Annotated in this window: 15 protein-coding genes and 1 tRNA gene; 6 read left to right on the top strand and 10 right to left on the bottom strand. The window is 37.1% G+C overall.

The genetic code is table 11. The features are described from left to right. The first annotated feature begins 79 nt into the window (after positions 1–79). Positions 80–1,054: a diaminopimelate dehydrogenase gene (locus QZR90_RS06470; RefSeq protein ID WP_295790012.1), complete on the top strand. Its 975-nt coding sequence runs from the start codon at positions 80–82 to the stop codon at positions 1,052–1,054. A gap of 464 nt (positions 1,055–1,518) precedes the next feature. Beyond that, positions 1,519–2,625, top strand: coding sequence for a redox-regulated ATPase YchF (gene ychF, locus QZR90_RS06465; RefSeq protein WP_295790010.1), 1,107 nt, complete (start codon positions 1,519–1,521; stop codon positions 2,623–2,625). 261 nt (positions 2,626–2,886) lie between these two features. Here the strand turns inward: ychF and QZR90_RS06460 are convergent, their stop codons facing one another. Beyond that, positions 2,887–3,555 (bottom strand): Crp/Fnr family transcriptional regulator, encoded by a 669-nt coding sequence (locus QZR90_RS06460; RefSeq protein ID WP_295790008.1) that lies wholly within the window; start codon positions 3,553–3,555, stop codon positions 2,887–2,889. Positions 3,556–3,660: 105 nt separating this feature from the next. Between QZR90_RS06460 and QZR90_RS06455 the strand changes: the two genes are divergently transcribed. Then, positions 3,661–4,320, top strand: coding sequence for a flavodoxin family protein (locus QZR90_RS06455; protein WP_295790001.1), 660 nt, complete (start codon positions 3,661–3,663; stop codon positions 4,318–4,320). Positions 4,321–4,707: 387 nt separating this feature from the next. Here the strand turns inward: QZR90_RS06455 and QZR90_RS06450 are convergent, their stop codons facing one another. Continuing rightward, positions 4,708–5,589 (bottom strand): PdaC/SigV domain-containing protein, encoded by an 882-nt coding sequence (locus QZR90_RS06450; RefSeq protein ID WP_295789999.1) that lies wholly within the window; start codon positions 5,587–5,589, stop codon positions 4,708–4,710. A gap of 253 nt (positions 5,590–5,842) precedes the next feature. Here QZR90_RS06450 and QZR90_RS06445 point away from each other — a divergent pair, with 253 nt between their 5' ends. Next, on the top strand, positions 5,843–7,036 hold the full coding sequence (locus QZR90_RS06445) for a MalY/PatB family protein (protein ID WP_295789997.1): 1,194 nt from the start codon (positions 5,843–5,845) through the stop codon (positions 7,034–7,036). Between the two features lie 352 nt (positions 7,037–7,388). Here QZR90_RS06445 and QZR90_RS06440 read toward each other — a convergent pair whose 3' ends face one another. The 5 genes from QZR90_RS06440 to QZR90_RS06420 all read right to left on the bottom strand — a co-directional run bounded on the left by QZR90_RS06440 (position 7,389) and on the right by QZR90_RS06420 (position 12,804). Beyond that, on the bottom strand, positions 7,389–8,738 hold the full coding sequence (locus QZR90_RS06440; RefSeq protein WP_295789995.1) for an NAD(P)-dependent oxidoreductase: 1,350 nt from the start codon (positions 8,736–8,738) through the stop codon (positions 7,389–7,391). Positions 8,739–9,282: 544 nt separating this feature from the next. Further along, positions 9,283–10,461 (bottom strand): amidohydrolase, encoded by a 1,179-nt coding sequence (locus tag QZR90_RS06435; protein WP_295789993.1) that lies wholly within the window; start codon positions 10,459–10,461, stop codon positions 9,283–9,285. A gap of 50 nt (positions 10,462–10,511) precedes the next feature. Next, a complete protein-coding gene (locus tag QZR90_RS06430; RefSeq protein WP_295789991.1) occupies positions 10,512–11,891 on the bottom strand; it encodes a YfcC family protein in 1,380 nt (459 codons plus the stop codon). Between the two features lie 190 nt (positions 11,892–12,081). After that, on the bottom strand, positions 12,082–12,531 hold the full coding sequence (locus QZR90_RS06425) for a hypothetical protein (RefSeq protein WP_295789989.1): 450 nt from the start codon (positions 12,529–12,531) through the stop codon (positions 12,082–12,084). A 196-nt stretch (positions 12,532–12,727) separates the two neighbouring features. Further along, positions 12,728–12,804: transfer RNA gene (locus QZR90_RS06420), tRNA-Arg, on the bottom strand. A gap of 679 nt (positions 12,805–13,483) precedes the next feature. On the opposite strand from QZR90_RS06420, the gene QZR90_RS06415 reads away from it, so the two are divergent. Both QZR90_RS06415 and lnu(C) read left to right on the top strand, forming a co-directional pair. Beyond that, positions 13,484–14,521: an IS1595-like element ISSag10 family transposase gene (locus QZR90_RS06415; RefSeq protein WP_002837184.1), complete on the top strand. Its 1,038-nt coding sequence runs from the start codon at positions 13,484–13,486 to the stop codon at positions 14,519–14,521. 23 nt (positions 14,522–14,544) lie between these two features. Beyond that, on the top strand, positions 14,545–15,039 hold the full coding sequence (gene lnu(C), locus QZR90_RS06410) for a lincosamide nucleotidyltransferase Lnu(C) (protein ID WP_019543803.1): 495 nt from the start codon (positions 14,545–14,547) through the stop codon (positions 15,037–15,039). A gap of 144 nt (positions 15,040–15,183) precedes the next feature. Here lnu(C) and QZR90_RS06405 read toward each other — a convergent pair whose 3' ends face one another. From QZR90_RS06405 to QZR90_RS06395, 3 genes are all read right to left on the bottom strand, one after another. Then, positions 15,184–15,501, bottom strand: a complete 318-nt coding sequence (locus tag QZR90_RS06405; protein ID WP_295789986.1) for a hypothetical protein — start codon at positions 15,499–15,501, stop codon at positions 15,184–15,186. A gap of 85 nt (positions 15,502–15,586) precedes the next feature. Continuing rightward, entirely contained in the window at positions 15,587–18,640 is a 3,054-nt protein-coding gene (locus QZR90_RS06400; protein WP_295789984.1) for an efflux RND transporter permease subunit, read from the bottom strand. Further along, entirely contained in the window at positions 18,637–19,734 is a 1,098-nt protein-coding gene (locus QZR90_RS06395) for an efflux RND transporter periplasmic adaptor subunit (protein ID WP_295790106.1), read from the bottom strand. Before QZR90_RS06395 ends, QZR90_RS06400 begins: the two co-directional genes overlap by 4 nt. Between the last annotated feature and the right edge of the window lie 251 nt (positions 19,735–19,985).

Below are 19,985 nucleotides of genomic sequence, written 5' to 3'. Positions count from 1 at the left end.
TAGCTGCTTTTAAACTTTGCTACAGTATACATTTTAAACTATAGTACAGTATACATTTCATATAAATAGGAGGTTTTTTATGAGTAAAATTAAAATTGGCATCGTTGGTTATGGTAATCTTGGTCACGGTGTAGAAGCATCAGTTCAACTTCAAAAAGACATGGAACTTGTAGGCGTATTCTCTCGTCGTGCGGGCATTCAAACAGTTAGTGGTGTGCCTAGCTACTCCATGGATGAACTAGAAAATTTCAAAGGTAAAGTCGATGTTATGGTCCTCTGCGGTGGCTCTGCTACTGATCTAATCGACCAAACCCCAATGATTGTAAAAAACTTCAATGTAATTGATAGCTTTGACACTCATGCACGTATTCCTGAACATTTCGCCAATGTAGACAAAGCAGCTAAAGAAGGTGGCTTTGCTGGTCTTATCTCCTGCGGTTGGGACCCTGGCATGTTCTCCTTACAACGCGTATTTGCAGAAAGCATTCTACCACAAGGCAAATCCTATACGTTCTGGGGTCGTGGTGTTAGCCAAGGTCATTCCGATGCCATTCGCCGCATTGATGGTGTAGTGGATGCGCGCCAATATACAGTGCCTCGCGAAGAGTATTTAGATGAAATCCGCAATGGCGCTACACCTGAAGTATCTGCTCAAGCAGGCCATATCCGCGAATGCTATGTAGTCGCTGCTGAAGGGGCTGATAAAGCAAAAATTGAAAATGAAATTAAAACTATGGAAAACTATTTCGTAGGTTACGAAACTATTGTTAACTTCATTTCCCAAGAAGAATTAGACAAAAATCATAAAGGCATTCCTCATGGTGGTTTCGTACTTCGCAGTGGTGAAAGCACAAAAGGCACTCGTCATGTTGTTGAATATTCCTTAAAGCTTGACAGCAATCCTGAATTCACTGGTTCTGTACTTACTGCCTATGCCCGTGGTATTTACCGCTTAGCACAGCATGGTGGCAAAGGGGCCTTCACTGTATTCGATATTCCACCAGCTTGGATTTCCTCTCACAGTGCGGAAGAACTTCGTGCTCATTCCTTATAATAAAATAAAAATTTAGAACTTAAACTGTCCTATCAATAAGTAAGCATGGTAATGCAGTACGTCTAATCATCAATACAATGATTAGTGTATGCATGCAGTAAAAAACTATAAATCAGTGCATATGGATAGGAAGACATAATCTGAAGAGGAGTAACACCTACTGGCACCACGCTATAAGTTGTTACTCCTCTTTTTAGATACGTATCTTTTAGTTACACATCTTTTTAACTACATATTTTTTTAGCAACATATCTTTTTAGTTATATATCTCTTTAGCAACATATTTTTTTGTTGCACACTTTTAGCTATGTATCTATTTAGTTCCCCCTCTATTTTATTTATGCCTCTTTTTATAAGATGTTAACAGCATTAAAGAGATTTCTATGATATAATATATTGTTAGTATCTTAGAACTTAATACAGTTAAAATTAAAATCAAAATATATTTTTAAAAAGGTGGTATTATGAGCACAAATCTTGAAGTAGGTATTGTAGGCCTTCCAAATGTTGGTAAAAGTACTTTATTTAACGCAATTACTAAAGCAGGCGCTGAAGCCGCTAACTATCCATTCTGTACGATTGAGCCTAATGTGGGCGTTGTAGATGTACCTGATGATCGTATTTACAAATTGGCTGAAATGTATGGTTCTAAAAAAGTAATCCCTGCAGCTATGCGCTTCGTAGACATTGCCGGTTTAGTAGCTGGCGCTTCAAAAGGTGAAGGTTTAGGTAATAAATTCCTTAGCCATATTCGCCAAGTAGATGCGATTGCACAAGTAGTTCGCTGCTTTGATGACCCTAATATTACTCATGTGTCCGGCTCTATTAACCCAATCCGCGACATTGAAATCATCAATACAGAGCTTTGCCTAGCAGATCTTGACTCCGTAGAAAAACGTAAACAACGCATTGAAAAACTTGCGAAAAGTGGCGATAAAGACGCACGTATTGAGCTTCCCATTCTAGAAAAAGTAATTGTAGGCCTCGGCGATGCTGTACCAGTACGCGCTCAAGGTCTTGATGAGGACGAGCTTGAAGTATTAAAAGAGTTAACCTTATTAACTGCTAAAAAATCCCTCTATGTAGCCAATATCTCTGAAGATGAAATCAGCGATTACTCCGCTAATGAATATGTAAAGCGCGTGGAAGAATACGCAGCAAAAGAAGGATCTAGCGTCGTTGTTGTATCCGCTCGCATTGAATCTGAAATTGCTGAACTATCTGCTGAAGAAGCAAGCGCATTCTTAGAAGAATTAGGCCTTTCTGAAAGTGGTCTCGATAAGCTAATCAAAGCTAGCTACGCTTTATTAGGTCTTATTAACTTCTTCACAGCTGGTGAAATGGAAGCTCGTGCTTGGACCATCGTTGCCGGTACAAAAGCTCCTCAAGCAGCTGGTAAAATTCACTCCGATATTGAAAAAGGCTTTATTCGCGCTGAAATCGTTGCGTATAATGATTTAGTAACTTGCGGCAGTCAAAATGCAGCTAAAGAAAAAGGCCTCGTTCGTCTAGAAGGTAAGGAATATATCATGAAAGACGGCGATGTAACATACTTCCGCTTTAATGTATAAGCTGCTATTTAATTTTCTATAATAAAAACCCTTAGTCCATAGATTGGCATTCAACCGTTCTAACGACTAAGGGCTTTTTTTATGTCTTGTGTATCACCGTTTACAGACGAATATAATAAAATGCATATATACTAAATTTGCTATGACATTCTATGTGAACTGTCAGGTTCTATGTAAACGAAGAAAGTATACTTATACTATAAGAGTCTATATACACTGTGAAACTCTATACAAACTACAAAATTCCATACGAAAAGCATGCTATATAATATCTAATGTTTCATTAGAACAATAGGCCTTGAGTTTTTCTTTATTAAGTACTTCAATTCGCATCCTTTGAGTCTTGATAATTCCTTCTTCTTTGAGGCGACTTAGATGACGATTAATATTGACACGGCTCATGCCTAATATTCGACCGAGACGCTCCTGTGTAATAAATAATTCCGTTTTATCACGGCAGAGCAATAAATATATAATATTGCACAATTTTTTCAGACCATCATTATATTCTTGATGGCCAGTGTCATATAAGAGTAAATTAACGAATCGAGTATACCAAGCAATAATAGCTAAACTCACTTCTGAGTGATTCTTAAATAGCTCAGAAAAATCCTCCCTTTTTATAGCCATTGTTTGCGTATTCGTTAATACTTGCCCTTCTAAAATGCCTTCAAGATGTATAGCCCCTTCATAAAAGACAGGAAATAAGGTATCTCGACCATGAAAGGAAATGATTTTTTCACGCCCTGAATGATGATTAATAGCAAACTGTGCTACGCCTGAATTAATATAATGTAAGTAGTCAATTTCATCGCCAGGACGCCATAAGTAATCGCCTTCTTTAAAGTTACAAATTGTAAAAGGTAATTCTTGAAGTAATGTCTTAATAGATAAAAAGTCTTCTGAGAAAAAATACATTGCATATGTCATAGCCCGCTCCTTATATAAGGGGTTTATAAAATAAGGAAGTATATATTTAATACGTCTCTTAATTTAGAAAGTTCTAATCATATTAATCAAAAAGGAGTCTTCACTATGAAAGTAATCGCTATTAATGGCAGTCCTCGCCCCAATAAAAATACTGTAGAACTACTCAATAAAGCCTTAGCTGGGGCTGAAGCGGCTGGAGCCGAAACAGAGCTTATTTCCCTCTATCCTCTACAATTTCGCGGCTGTGTAAGTTGCTTTTATTGCAAGCGCAAAGACAAAGAGCATGGCACCTGTATCATTAAGGATGATCTTAGCCCTGTTATAGAAAAACTAAAAAAAGCAGATGCTATTATTTGGGGGTCTCCTATTTATTTCAGCAATATAACCGCCACCTTGCAGGCATTATTTGAACGATTTTTATTTTCCAACTACATTTACAGCGAAGAAATTCCTTCTGTATTAGGAAAGCAAATCCCTTCTGCTTTTATTTATACCATGAATATGACCGAAGAACAAAGTTTTCAATATCATTTACGCGATAGTTTACGCCCCATTGAAGTTGGTGTACAACGCATTTTAGGAGTAGAACCACAAAAACTATATGCCTATAATACGGTGCAGTTTGATGACTACAGTAAATTTGAATCCTCCATTTTCTCTGAAAGCAATAAAAAAGCCTACCACGAAGAACATTTTGAAAATGATTTAAATTTAGCTTTTGAAATGGGAGAGCAATTAGTATTCGCTGCTAAGGGACTAAACTAATACTGATATACAGCTTCAACTCATCCTAATAAAAAGCTTAGTTAGTACTAATATAAAATATAAAATATAAAATCTCAACTCATGCTAATAGAAAACTCAAGTGGATTTATATAAAGCCTCAACTAGTACCCATATGGAGGCTCCCCTAAACCTAGGATAGCATAGATTTCACTGATTTTATTCACTATTCTTGAAAATAAAATAACGCAAAAAATGACCTCACTATGATTTAGTGAGGTCATCCTTTTTATATTTTGCTAACACGCCAAGGTGTCATACGAAATATGTCATACACATGACAAATCACATATTTCATATTACGCATTACCTATTATTCATTTCATATTATGTATTTCATACTAAGCATTTAGTATGACCTATCTAATATTAGCGCTTACTTTGACCTACTGGTACATAAATAGTACCAGAAGACATAGGACCTACTGTACCTTGTTGGAAGATAATGTATAGTTCATGGTCTTCAGTTGCATAGAATTCAGCTGGTACTTTTTCGATTGGCAAGCTATCTGGGAAGAATTGTTCTTTTAATTCTTCATCGCTGTTAATGGCTTCATTTAATACATCTTTAGAAACGCCACCAAAATCACCAAGTTTTAACACTCTACCGCTAGTGCTATTGAAAGTAAATGCTTTTACAGTATTTAAACCATTAGCTGCTTGATCCCCAATTGTATAGGATTTAATCAAAATACTTAAAATCCCATTGTCATTGGATTCGACATCATAAGTAATATAAAGATTTTCCTTCATATCAGCTTTTAGATTATTCTTCTCTAAATTCTTTTGCAAAGTTTGAACATATTTTAAAATACGGCTATTCACTTCTTTAGTTACATAAGGGCTAACTGATTTAATCTCTGGATATGTAATATGGAGACGATCCCCTGTAATAGCTACTGGCGATACAGACACAGCTAAACGTTGGTAGTATGCATCAGCATCAGGTACCTTAATTAAATCCGCATCACGAGTTAATTCATCAGTATCTTCCCAAAGTGCCTTATTAGTAGCTGGCGCAATATCATCGGAAATGCGCTTAGTCATCACACCAGTTGTATTACCATGTGCTTCTGTTGGCGTTTGTACTGCTACAATATCGCCATCATCATTTTTTACAGCAGCTGCGGCTTCAGAATCTACTTTTACTACAGCTACATCATTTGCCTGTACCTGCGCAGACCAAGCTCCACCTAATGCAACAGAACCTACTAGAGCTGCCATAATATATCGTTGTAATCTACGTTTCATACACAAACTCCTCCTCTATCATTAACATAGGAGCCTTACAAGCTCCATATATAAATACAAAACTAACTGTATGTTTATAGTATACCATTTAACTATGAAAATTTCATGGTGTCATTCTAAATAGTGTAAAATTTATTATTTTATTGAAACTTGATATCAATGTATCTATGTTATAATAAAATTATATACTGGCTCATTGGCCAATAAAATTCGTATACTCTTATATACTATAAATTAATACAAGGAGATCCCTATGACTAAAGAAGAATTTTTACGCACCTATGCTGTAGATCGCCGTAACAGTAATTGTAAAAAATGGGATGCTTTAGTGCAACTCTTTGGCACTGAAGATCTATTACCGCTTTGGATAGCTGATATCGACTTCAAAGTTCCAGATGCTGTTATTAAGGCCTTAAAAACACGTGTTGACCATGGTGCTTTCGGCTATACATTCATTCCTACTGGTTATAAAGAAGCGGTAAATGGCTGGCTCAAACGACGCCACAATTACACCGTAGACCCACAACATATGCGCCTAAGTGGTGGCGTAGTAACAGCTTTTTATAACGCTATCACAGCCCTTACTAATGAAGGCGATAGCATCTTGATCTTACAACCTGTATATCCACCATTCCATTCAGCGCCAGAAGACACCCATCGTCAATTAGTGACTAGCGATTTAGTTCAAGATGCACAAGGTCGCTACACCATGGACTTTGCTGATATTGAAAATAAAATTACTACTCAAAAAGTAAAAATGCTTATTTTCTGTAATCCGCACAATCCTGTAGGACGCGTATGGACTAAAGAAGAACTAGCTACGCTCTTCGCCATTTGTGAACGCCATGATGTACTTATTATTAGCGATGAAATTCACCAGGATTTTATCTATGGAGAGCATCAATTTACACCAGCACTCACAATAAATGAAGGACAATACAAAGATCGTATTATCAGTTTATTTAGTACATCTAAGAGCTTCAACCTAGCTTCACTTCCTGTTGCTCATGTTGTTATTCCAAATCAAGAGCTACGCCGTAAGTATGATAAATATATTGCATCAATAGATAAAAATCCTCTATCTATACTCAATTTAGTAGCTACACAAGCTGCCTATGAAGAAGGCGATGAATGGCTTGATGCCTTAAAAGAAGTAATTTACAGCAATTATGAACTATTTAGAAACCGTTTGTTAGAAGCGGCTCCCAAACTTGTCATTTCGCCATTAGAAGGCACTTATTTAGGCTGGGTTGATTTCTCCGCCTATATTGGCAATACAAATGCCACTAGCTTCTTGCGCGATACTTGCAAACTAGGTCTCAATTATGGCCATTTATTCTCCTCTAAATCCATAAGTTATGCCCGCTTCAATTTAGGTACTACACCTGAAATTATTAATGAAGCTGTAGATCGCATAATCAAAGGACTTCAAACCTTACAAAAGTAAGATTCTAGCATTTTACTTAAACACACTGTATCCCATGATTGCTATCTGTTTTTGCAACATAGGTTAACTTACTAAATCAATACATACGAAAAGGTTCCCTCTATAACCGTCTATAAGTACTTTACTTATAAACTTCATCGAGGGAACCTCTTTTGATTTGTCTTCCTTCTTATTTTGTTGTCTAGATTATTTTTTACTAGCTTTATTTACTAAATTGTTTTTTACTAGTTTTATTTACTAGATTATTTTTTTAGAATGTTTTTACTTACTTTTTTTACTTAGTTTTTTTTGCTTAATTGTTTTTACTTGCTGACTTGTCATACTTCTACAAAAGCTTGTATCAACACTGTAATTATTGCACTTCACCTAAGTATCTTTTAGCTTCGCAATAGTTAACCATGCCTTCCACTACTTTTTTAGCCGCGCGCATAGCAAGTACTACTGTAGCTGGTTTATGCACAATATCACCACCGGCAAAAATACCTTGACGGCTTGTCATGCCATATGGCATTTCACGAGTAATAACATAGCCATTATTATCTACATCAATACCATTTTCAGGGCCTACAATAGATGTATTTGGCTTTTGGCCAATAGCAATGATGATTTTATCAGCTGGTAAAATATCATATGTACCAGTGCCTGTAATGGAGCCATCTTCATGACCTTCTTGGATTTCACAGCGAAGGCCTGTGACTTCATCGCCTTCACCTTCAACACCTACAGGAGCTCTAAAGAAATTAAAAGTTACTCCTTCTTCTTTAGCTTCTTCATACTCAGATGGATTGGCACTCATATTAGCTTCGCCACGACGATACGCTACGCTAACGCTCTTAGCGCCTAAGCGCACGCAAGTACGAGCCGCATCCATCGCCACATTACCAGCACCAATTACAATAACGCGGTCACCTGGTTTTACGGCAATAGACTCTTCTCCTAAACGACCATTTTTATATAATTGTACAGCCGTCAATAAAGCCATAGCCTGCAATACGCCTGGCTTTTCATCATTTTCCATAGGAAGTGGAATTGGCACATGAGTACCAATGGCAATAAATATAGCATCATAGCCTTCAGCCATCAAGGAATCAAGACTCCGTTCAGGGCCGATAACTGTATTGCACTCAAATTTCACCCCTAATTTTTTAAGGCGATCGATTTCGCGGCGTACAACATCTTTACCAAGACGGAACGCAGGAATACCATAGAGTAAAATACCACCTGGCTCTTCTTGTTTTTCAAATATGGTCACTTCATACCCGAGTTTAGCCATATCACCTGCTACAGTCAAACCAGCTGGGCCTGAACCAATAACGGCAATTTTACCTTGGTCTTTTATAATTGGTTTTAATTTGCGAAGTCCATGATTGCTTTCAAAATCAGCAGCAAAGCGCTCTAATTTACCAATATTAATCGGCTTTTTAGCACGATTTAAAATGCAATGCCCTTCACATTGTTTTTCCCTTGGACAAACGCGCCCACAAATGGCCGGCAAATTACTGCGTTCACCAATAATATCATTAGCTTCTCCAAAGTTACCACTTGCAATAGCATGGATAAATCGCGGTATTTCATTTTCAATGGGACAACCAGTACGGCATAAAGGCTTTGCGCAATTTAGGCAGCGCTTTGCCTCTGCCAAGGCTTCTTCCATTGTATAGTCTTTATCAAATTCTACATATTTCCCTGATTCTTCAGTCATAATACTGCCTCCTCTAAGCCCTAATTGTCACTACATAGCAACGGTCTCTCTCTATACCATAATACAAGCTACCTCAAATAGGTAATAGCTTTTATACAAAACTATATAAACACTTAAATATAAACTAACTTATATTATACAAAACAATTTTATTTTTAGCATTACTAAAATCAGAATTTGCCCCTGCCGGGTATATCATAACCCACTTTGTAATTTACTAGTCAATTTCGCAGGCTAGGCTTGCTACTAAGGCCTTATATGGCTAGTTTATTTTACTGTGTACAAAATTGTCCCCCATATATGTATATAATACTCGAATATATGGGGGATTTTCTTTAGTCTCTATACTAAAACTATAGGATACAAAATCAGAATACTACGCACAAACTTAAGGATGAAATACTCCTGTATTCACTATGCTATTTGTATTTCTACTTTATATTTGTATTTCTACTTTGTACTTCATTTGTATAACTACTTTATACTTCTATTCCTTAAGTCTTTATATTTCTATTACTTAAAGCTTTTTATCTTTATTCTCTTACTACTTCTTATGGCTCGTAAATTCCTCTTGAATCGCCTTTAATTTACTAGGGTCATGTAATAAGTCTAAGCAAGTAGCCCCTAAAACAACAGCCGCATCAAGCATAGCTTCATGACCTCGCTCAGTAGTGCCGGCTGCTACATATTCCGTAGAATGGGCAGCAATCCCCTGATCTACAAAGGCCGTGCGAATACAAGTACCTGGTACCATGTACATAACATTGCCAAAATCAGTGGACCCCGTTTTCTCCCTTGGTGCTGTAATCTGCGGCATCCCTAAATTAATGGCCTGTTCCATGACTAAATCATTCAAACTATGAACAGGAATTTTAGCTTTAAATGGATAATCTCGTTGTACCTCAAAGGTCGTATCGGTCATTAAGGCAGCGCCCTTTAAAATATTCTTAAAGCGCTCCACTACTTCATTTAAATACGCCGTATCATAGGAGCGCAAGGTATATTCTGCTATAGCCGTATTAGGCACTACATTAGGAGCCCCTCCTGCATCGCGCACAGTGTAATGCATGCGCGTATCTTCACGCACATGTTCACGTAAAAATTCAATACCATTAAAGCTCAATAATACAGCATCAAAAGCACTGCGCCCTTCTTCAGGATTCATAGCGGCATGAGAGGATTTACCATGGAATGTAATGACGAAATTTTCTAGTGCCATACATTTCACATCTACACAAGTAGAATCAGCAGCATGCATCATAAGAGCTATATCAATATCCTGGAAACAGCCATTATCGGCCATAACAATTTTACCGCCTAATGTTTCCTCTGCCGGCGTGCCATAAATTACAATTTTATAATTAGCCTGCCCGGCAAATTTTCGAATACTTTCAGCAGCACCAATAATAGCCGGCCCCTGCATATGATGACCACAGCCATGACCTAAGCGCTCTAACGCATCATATTCCGCTAAAAGACCAAAGGAAGGACCAGACCCATCGCCATGAACATAAGTAGCTCTAAAGGCTGTTTCCATGCCGCCTACACCAGCTTCTACGGTATAGCCTAATCCCTTTAAATAGTCCATTAATCGCTTCGACGATTCATACTCCTCGCCAGATAATTCACTTAGATTAAATATAGCATCATTTAATGCAATTAAGTCCGCTCCTATAGATTGGGCTAAATACTGTTTAATCTCCTTAAGATCCTGTTCTTTCATGTATACTCCTTAGAGCCAGCGCTCTTTATTTCGCCACAATAATACGAATACTAATATCCGATTAAAATGGCACCAATCATAAATACACAACCTGCTACAGTCCATAAAATAAATAATGGCATCATAAATTTCAACCAATTAGTATATGGAATGCGCGATACTACCAAGAAGCCCATCAAGGATGATGAAGTCGGCAATACAGAGTTAGAGAAGCCATCGCCCAATTGGAAGGCTAATACTGCGGTTTGACGGCTCATCCCAATAATATCAGCCAATGGCGTCATCAATGGCATAGTAACTACTGCTTGACCAGATCCAGATACAATAACGCAGTTAATAAGTGACTGGATGAGGAACATGCCTACAGCCTGTAAGGAACTTGGCATGCCATCAACTACATTAGATAAGTAATATACGATGGTATCGATGATTTTAGCATCGCCTAGTACGACTTCAATGCCCCGAGCAAAACCGATAATCAATGCGCCAACGCAAATATTCGCGCAACCGCGACCAAAGATTTTAGCAATTTTATTTACATCATAACCAGCAATAAGGCCCACTACTACACCTAATGTGAGGAAGAGACCTGACATTTCTTCATAATACCAATCTAATTTTACTAAGCCATAGATTAATATGCCCATACTTAATACAATGGCCAACAAACTAAGGCTCATACGCACATCAAGAGGAACTTCTTCTTTTTCAAGTTCAAATTCCGGAGGATTGGCTTCCCCATATACAATACTCTTCGTAGGATCTGCTATTACGCGCTTAGCGTACCACATAATGTACAAAGAAGTTATAACAATTAAAACGACTAAGATAAAAATACGATAAGCACTACCAGAAAATAACGGCAATTGCGCAATAGATTGGGCTACACCAACACTAAAGGGATTTAGTACACCTGACGTAAAGCCAATAGCTGCCCCCATGGCTATCATAGCCGTCCCCGTAACGCGATCAAGCCCTAAAGACTCAGCTAGCACTATACCAATAGGTACGAAAATCATAACTTCCGTAGACATGCCCATGGTAGTACCAAAAATTGAAAATAATGTCACAAAGGCAGGAATCACTAAGAAGCGACGATTTGTAAATAACTTAGATATACGCTGTGCCAAGGCCGAGAATACTTTTGTATCTATAATAATTTCAAAGGCCCCGCCAATAATTAAAATAAAAGTTACAATACTCGCTGATTTTACAATGCCCTTATACACAATGGCCGGCACATCCCAAAGACTGGCTGGATTTGATTCAATAAAAGCAAAGGAACCAGCCTTTACTAAAGTACGACCTGTTTCAGCATCTTTAAAGCGTTCAAAGGACCCTGCCGGTACAAAATGAGTAGCAATAACAGCTAAAATAATAAGACCTACAAGCAACACAAATGTATGTGGTGCTTTTACATTTTTAAACATCTCTAAACTCCCTTCTCAACTAAACCCATTATTTTTGCATACTTTTTCATTGTAAATTTTATTACATCTGATTCGAATTAAGTTTATCAGAATTTTTAAACATTTAAATGCATAAAACTTACAAAATATATTATATTATTAAATGGCAAAAAAAGATAGCGTACAGTAAGCTGTACGCTATCTTTTTTTATTATTTGGGTTCTGGTGCATCTGGAAGTGGTTTTAATTCATTATAAGTTAATACTTTATCTGATTTCTTTGTATATTGATTATTATCATATTCAGTATCTTGTATCTTTTCATTTTCTAGTAAAATTATTTTTTCTCCAGCTTGTTTTAATAATACTTTAGGATCTTTTTCGTTTAATGTTGCTGTTACCACTTCTTTTCTAGATGTAACAGGTAGTTTATGAAAAGCTTTGCTTCCATCGGTTGTGTGATAATAAGTTATTTGAAATTGAGTTTCACTTAACTTTTCAATAGTCATCGCTCGATAAGAAGTACCGATTAATTTACTTTCTGTTGTTGGCCCCTCCCAGGTCCCAATAAATTTATCCCCTTCAGAAGAGCCGCACCCTGCTACTAAAGTAGCTAATGCTAACATACATAAAGCTAAAAAGATAGTAAATTTACGTTTCATCATAACACTCCTTTTTTAGATAAGATTTAAATGCATAAACCAATTTAAAATTCATCTTATATTTAAGATAGCTAAAAAAACAGCTCTTGTAAAGATTAATTTTACTTTATAAGAACTGCTATTATGTCTATAAATTTACTATTTCAAATTTTGAATATCTTCTTAAACTAATATACTAAAAAATTAGTTAAAAATTTGGTGCGCCCAGCGCGATTCGAACGCACGGCACGCAGTTTAGGAAACTGCTGCTCTATCCACCTGAGCTATGGGCGCATAATAATATACTTATTATAAACGTTCAGTACTATTCTCGCAACAATATCTACACTCCTCTCAAACGCTGCATTAATTGTTACGTTACCATCATCAGTTTTAGATACTCTAAATTTTAACAATATACCTCAAACACTTACGCAAGTTATGTCTCAAAAATTCAAGTTTTAGATAGTATAACCAATACACTACATCTCAAACACTTACACACGTTATCTATCAAAGCTAATAACTTATATTTTACAATTTATTAATACTTATACCCAAACTTATCCCCATAATTGAGACTAAATGTGGACAAATATTCGATTTTATAGAGCGTCTATCCCTTGTGGATAATATTTTTTACAATTTGCTGTGCATGAGTTAATTTTTACCACAACAACGGGGTTTTTCCACAAATAATATGTACTTATACACAGAATTATCCACTATTTATTGTACTTATCCACTTTTACAAAGACTTTACACACAATGAATCCACAGTCTATCCACAACTTATTCACAGGATTTTGTGTATAACTTTGTTCGAGCTAACTATGTATAAAAAATAACATCTCACTTTAGTAGTAAGATGTTATTTTTATTTTAGGCTCTGTCACAACAAATGGTTGATTTTTGACGAGAAATATCGTATAATAATAGTAAGAAACAGTACCACCGAAGGAGGTAATTGGATATGCCTACTATCAAAGACGCATTAGATATTATCGGTAAGTTGACTGTCGCAGAGCAGGAAAGCCTTAAAACAATGCTTTTAAGTCCTGCCTTTGTAAAGTCTTTGAATATTGAAGATTTCGTAGCAAAGGAACGCTTTGCAAATGGTCGTGTATGCCCTCTTTGTGGCTGTATCCATGTGGTTCGCAATGGTCATCGTAAAGATGGCACACAGCGATATGTATGTAAGGATTGTGGCAAGTCCTTCGTGATTGCTACGAACTCCATTGTGTCTGGTACAAGAAAAGACTTGTCCGTGTGGGAGCAGTACATTGATTGTATGATGAATGGCTTATCCATTCGTAAGACTGCTGTTGCTTGTGGGATTCACAGAAACACCGCATTCCTTTGGAGACACAAGATTTTGGATGCACTTCAGAATATGGCAGACGATGTTACCCTTGACGGCATTATTGAGGCTGACGAAACTTTTTTCGCCATCTCGTACAAGGGCAATCATAGCAAGAGTAAGACATTTGCTATGCCACGCAAGGCTCATAAGCGTGGTCATTCTACACATATCAGAGGCTTGTCCCAAGAAAAGGTATGTGTTCCTTGTGCGGTTAATAGGAATGGCTTGTCTATCTCCAAGATTACGAATACTGGTAGAGTTTCTACAAGAGATTTACATCATATTTATGATGGTAGGATTAAGACCAATTCCACTCTTGTTACGGACAAGATGAACTCCTATGTGAGATTTACAAATGCCAATGGCATTGACCTTGTGCAGTTAAAGACTGGCAAAGCCAAGAAAGGCATTTATAATATCCAACATATCAATAGCTACCATAGCCAGCTAAAGAGGTTTATGCGTGGCTTTAACGGTGTTTCTACCAAGTATCTGAACAACTATCTTGTGTGGAATAACCTTGTAAATTACGCCAAAGAAAGCGACATGGAGAAAAGGAACATCTTCTTAACTTTTGTTTTGGCAACATTGAAAACTGCTAAATGCAGAGATTTATCAAACAGACCAGCAGTTCCTCTGGTCGCCTAATTAGAATTTGTGGAGATGATAAGATGGTCAATATAACAGATGTAAAACAGATTCTTCAATTTGCAATAGATGCGGAGATTAAAGTCTTTCTTGATGGTGGCTGGGGTGTAGATGCTCTTCTTGGATATCAGTCAAGAGCCCATAATGATATTGACATTTTTGTAGAAAAGAACGATTATCAGAACTTTATAGAAATAATGAAAGCTAATGGCTTTTATGAGATTAAGATGGAATATACAACATTGAACCATACTGTATGGGAAGATTTGAAAAACAGAATTATTGATTTGCATTGTTTTGAATATACGGACGAAGGTGAAATTCTTTATGATGGGGATTGTTTTCCGGTAGAAACTTTTTCGGGTAAAGGAAGAATTGAGGAAATAGAGGTTTCCTGTATTGAACCATATAGTCAAGTAATGTTCCATCTGGGATACGAGTTTGATGAAAATGATGCACATGATGTGAAGTTATTGTGTGAGACACTTCATATCGAAATTCCAAATGAGTATAGATAACTGCAAATAACAGTTTGTAGGGGAGTTCTGATACTCCCCTATAAAAATGGCTATTTATCAACTGTTTGTTGTGACATAGCCTTATTTTATAATCTATTCACTTATTAAGGCAAAGCTATAAAACTTACACATTGTGTATAAAACTTATTCAGGGAAAATCAATTGCCCATCTAATTCTACAGGTCGACTCCAGTCAACTTGCACATCAGTGCGTTCCCACATCAAGGTAAGGGCTAATTTTAGATTCTCTAAGGACTCTAAAGGTGCAATAGTAATTGTTTCATATGTATCAAGACCTGTAGCCTTTTCTATTTGTTGGTCTGTATGTAAATAAGACCATACTTTTTGCTGCCATTCTTCAGCAGGCAAGACTACCTCTACATCCTTTGTTTCCTTATTAAAAGCAATATATCCCTTTTCATCTACCCCATAATGGATAGCATAGTACGCTACATTAGTCATCCTAATAGCTCCCTTTCTAATTGTTAGTCTTATCTTCTGTTATTATTTAACCATATATAGCAGTAACTAATCAATATGTATTTTATTAATTATCTTCATTAGGTGCTTTAAAATACACAGCATACATAACCGGTAAAACTACCAAAGTTAATATCGTAGCCACTAAAAGACCACCACTAAAGGCAATGGCCATAGGCGACCAGAAGGCACTGCGCATAAGTGGCACCATGCCTAAAATAGCTGCTAATGCAGTCAGCATAATCGGTCTAAAGCGAAGAATGGTAGAGCTAACTATAGCTTCATACAAACTTTGTCCTTCTTTTCGATGTAATTCTATTTGATCAATTAAGATAATAGAGTTACGGATAATCATACCACTTAAAGAAATAACCCCTAGTACTACCATAAAGCCCATAGGTGTATTAGTTAATAACATAGTAATAACAACGCCAATGAGTCCTAATGGAGCTGTAAGTAAGGCCATGAGCATAAGCGATATTTTCTTCAATTGGAACATGAGAATTATCATAATCAAGCAGAGCATAATGGGCATAGGACCTTTTAAATTATCCATAGCAATATTACTTTGTTCTGCGGAGCCACCTACTTCAATTGTATAGCCTGCTGGAATTTCAGAGCGTAGAGCTTCTAGTTTTTTATCTATATCATTAGCTAAACTATTGGCCATCACTGTAGGCGGTACATTACCATGAACTGTAATGGTTGGCGCCATATTGCGATGCCAAATAATTCCATCTTCCGAATCCATAGAAATCGTAGCAATTTGGCTGAGTGGCACATAGGCACCAGAGCCTGTTTGCACAGGAATATTTTGCAATACACTCATATTGTGGCTTTCATCGCCACCAAGTTTAAACTTCATTGGGATGGTTTGATTACCTACATAATATTCACCAGCTGCTACGCCAGAAATCTTACTTTGTAAGTCTAGACTCACAGAATAGCTATCAACGCCCATCATGCGCGCTTTAGCTGGGTCTATATGAATAGATACATTCGGTGTATTATCTGGCCAGTCTTGCGAAATATCGGTAATTTCTGGATAGGTTTTAAAAACATCTTCTACCTTAAGGGCAATATTTTTTACTTCCTTCATATCAGGACCTGATACGCGGAACATAATAGGATATTTAGAAGGTGGCCCAGTTTGAATAAAATTCATATTAATTAAAGCAGCAGGAAATTCATCTTTAAGCTTAGTTTGTAATTCTTCATATAAACTATTGCGATCATCTAGAGAATTGGCGACAATTACATACTGCATAAAATTATTGCGCTCCACCTCTGGCTCTAAGGTCAACACAAAGCGCGGTGCCCCTTCACCAATATGAGCAGAATAATGTTCTATGCGCTTATCTCCACTGAGTAAATTATCTAATTTCTCAGCTTGTTCCTTAGTATATTGCAAGGAAGAGCTTTGTGGAAATTGCACAGACAGCATAATTTCTGGTCGCGTTGAATTCGGGAAGAATTCCACCTTAATTAGTGGCACGCTAAGAAGAGATACAATAAATAAAATCAAAGTCGTCACCAACACAATACGGCGATGCCCTAGAGCCCAATGTAAAACTTTTTCAAAGCGTTTTAAAAAGGCTCTTTGTACTCGTACAGCCCGACTCTCTTCATGATTTTCTTTAATTCGTATTAGCTTACTCCCTAGAACAGGGCTAACCAATACAGAGGCAAACCAAGATAAGAGTAATGCTACTGATACAACGATAAATAAAGTGTGTGTAAATTCAGCTACGGATCCTTTTGATAAAAAGATTGGTAAAAAGCCTGCACAAGTAATTAAAGTACCACTAAGCATAGGGAAGGCCGTAGCCTTATATGCAAAGGTAGCCGCACTATGCGTATCTAAGCCCTCTTCCATCTTTAAAGTCATCATTTCCACTACGATAATAGCATCATCTACTAATAAGCCCAGGGAAATAATCAAGGCCCCTAAACTTACTTTATGTAGCTCTAAACCATCTGCATACATGCCCACAAAGGTACTGGCCACAACGACAGGAATTGTAAGAGCTACAACAACACCACTGCGCACCCCTAAGGATATAAAGCTTACAATGAGTACAATAGTAATAGCTTCAAATAAAGAGCGAGTAAATTCACTAATAGATTCGTCCACTACTTTAGGTTGATTAGATACTTGACCAATTTCAAGTCCTAAAGGCAATTCAGATTTATAGGAAGCTAATTTAGCATCTAAGGCCTCGCCAAATTCAATATTATTCGCCCCTGGATCCATGGAAACGGCAATACCTATAGCAGACTTGCCATTATAGTAAAATAATGGACTTTGTGGCGATTCATAATCTAAGCGCACCGTTGCCATATCACCTAAGCGTAAAGTTTGTCCATTAATCTGCAAAGGCATATCGCGTACAGCTTCTACGCTATCAAAGAGACCATTAACACGTAAATACACATTATTAGTATCCGTATCAATCATCCCTGATGGAACCATAGCACTTTGCTGTTTAATGGCATTTAACAAAGTATTGCTGCTAATGTGATAAGAAGCTAATTTATCTTTGTTTATTTCCACATATAAAGTCTGCTCTTGCACACCTTTTAAATCAATGCGCTTCACATTGAGAACAGACAGTAAAATACGCTTAATATCTTCAGCATAGGCTCTTTTTTCTTCATAGGAATACTCGTCCCCAGTGAGTGCATAAATAGTTCCATACACATCATCGAAGCGATCATTAATGATAGGCCCTTGTACACCAGACGGCAAGTTGCGCCATTCATCATCTACCATATGGCGCACTTCAGTCCAGGCGGCTCGCACCTCATCAGCCGGTAAGGTTTCTTTTAAATTAATATAAATGACGGTTTTATTGCCATCAGTAAAACTCTTTGTATAATCAAGGCCTGGTAAATCGCGAATTTTTTCTTCTAATTTATCAGTCACTTGCTCTGACATTTGTTCTGGTGAGGCCCCTGGCCAAGTAGCTGCTACTACCATGGTGCGAATGGTAAAATTAGGATCTTCCATACGCCCTATATTAATAAAGGAGAAGGCACCTATAGCAAATAGAATAGCCATAAAGAAATAAACAATCGATTTATGTCTAAGAGCCCAGTCAGCTAAGTTAAAACGACTCATATACGTACCTTAGCTCCTTCCTCTAGTTTATCAGCTCCGGCGGTAACTACTCTATCACCTTTAGATAAACCAGATTCAACAACAACACTGTTCTTACCTAAAGCTCCAATTTTAACTGTTACTAAATGAACTGTATCGTCTTTAACTACATATACTTGAGCTTCGCCCTTGTTACTGGAGTCTGTATTCACTAATGCTGTTAATGGCACAGTAACACCTGTGGCATTTTGTTGGTCAAATACAGCATTAGCAGTCATACCTAATTGCAATTGAGCGGGTGGATTAGGCAAGGAAATTTTTACTGTATAAGTACGGGCTGTAGGGTCTGGTACTGGTGAAATTTCTCGTACTACGCCATTTGTAATTTCATTAGGCAAAGCCCAAAATGAAACTTTCACATCTGTACCAGTAGTGACCGAAGCTAGCATTTGCTCTGGAATGGCAATAATAGCTTCTGGTTCATTGCCTACGGCAATAGAGCCTACTGTTTGTCCAGCACCTACTACTTGTCCTACTTCAACAGAACTAGCCGTAATGATACCATCAGCTGGCGCTACTAGCTGTGTATACTCTTGTTGATTCGTACTCATCTGAACATTAGCCTGTGCTTGCGCTAATTGTGCGGCAGCTACTTTAAAGCTATTTTCCATCTGATCTAATTGTAATTGGCTAATCGCTTCCTGAGAATATAAAGTGCGATAACGCTCTACATTAGTGGCAGCTAAATCATATTGGGACTGCGCTGCAGCCAATGCACCTTGTGCATTTTGCACTTGGCTACTCGTATCACTTTGACTTAAAACAGCTAAGACTTGACCAGCGCTCACGCGATCGCCAATATTAAAATTCTTTTGTACTACACGACCTCCAATTTGGAAGGATAAAGCCGTTTCATAGCGATTCTTAATTGTACCGGCCAAAGAATTTTCCTGACCTACAGAATCTTTGCCAACGACCATAGTCTTAACTAAAGGCACTGTACTCACAGTCTCCTCATCCTTACCACAACCGCCGACTACTAACCCTATACTAATGAGTAAAACACTGAGTATACCTAGTCTACCTTTCCAGGATCTATTCACTCTGTTCCACATCAAAACAACCTCCTTACAACTAAGAATTATATCTCGTTTAATATACATAATATGTCCCTATTCATTATATAATATATTACTGGTAATAATTAAGTTAATTGTACGTATGGAGTCAGAAATTGTCAATCTGCTAATAGATTTATTTTATATCTAACTAATAAAAAATTAATAAATAAACCTAGGTTCCTTTATTTTTATGTAAAGAAACCTAGGTATGAAGCCTAAATATTCGTATTCATATTTTATTATGA

The organism is uncultured Veillonella sp. (assembly GCF_900545795.1).
In the GTDB taxonomy this organism is placed as follows: Bacteria; Bacillota; Negativicutes; order Veillonellales; family Veillonellaceae; genus Veillonella_A.
The sequence above is the reverse complement of the archived record's forward strand: the minus strand, read 5'-3'. Positions and strand labels throughout refer to the sequence as shown.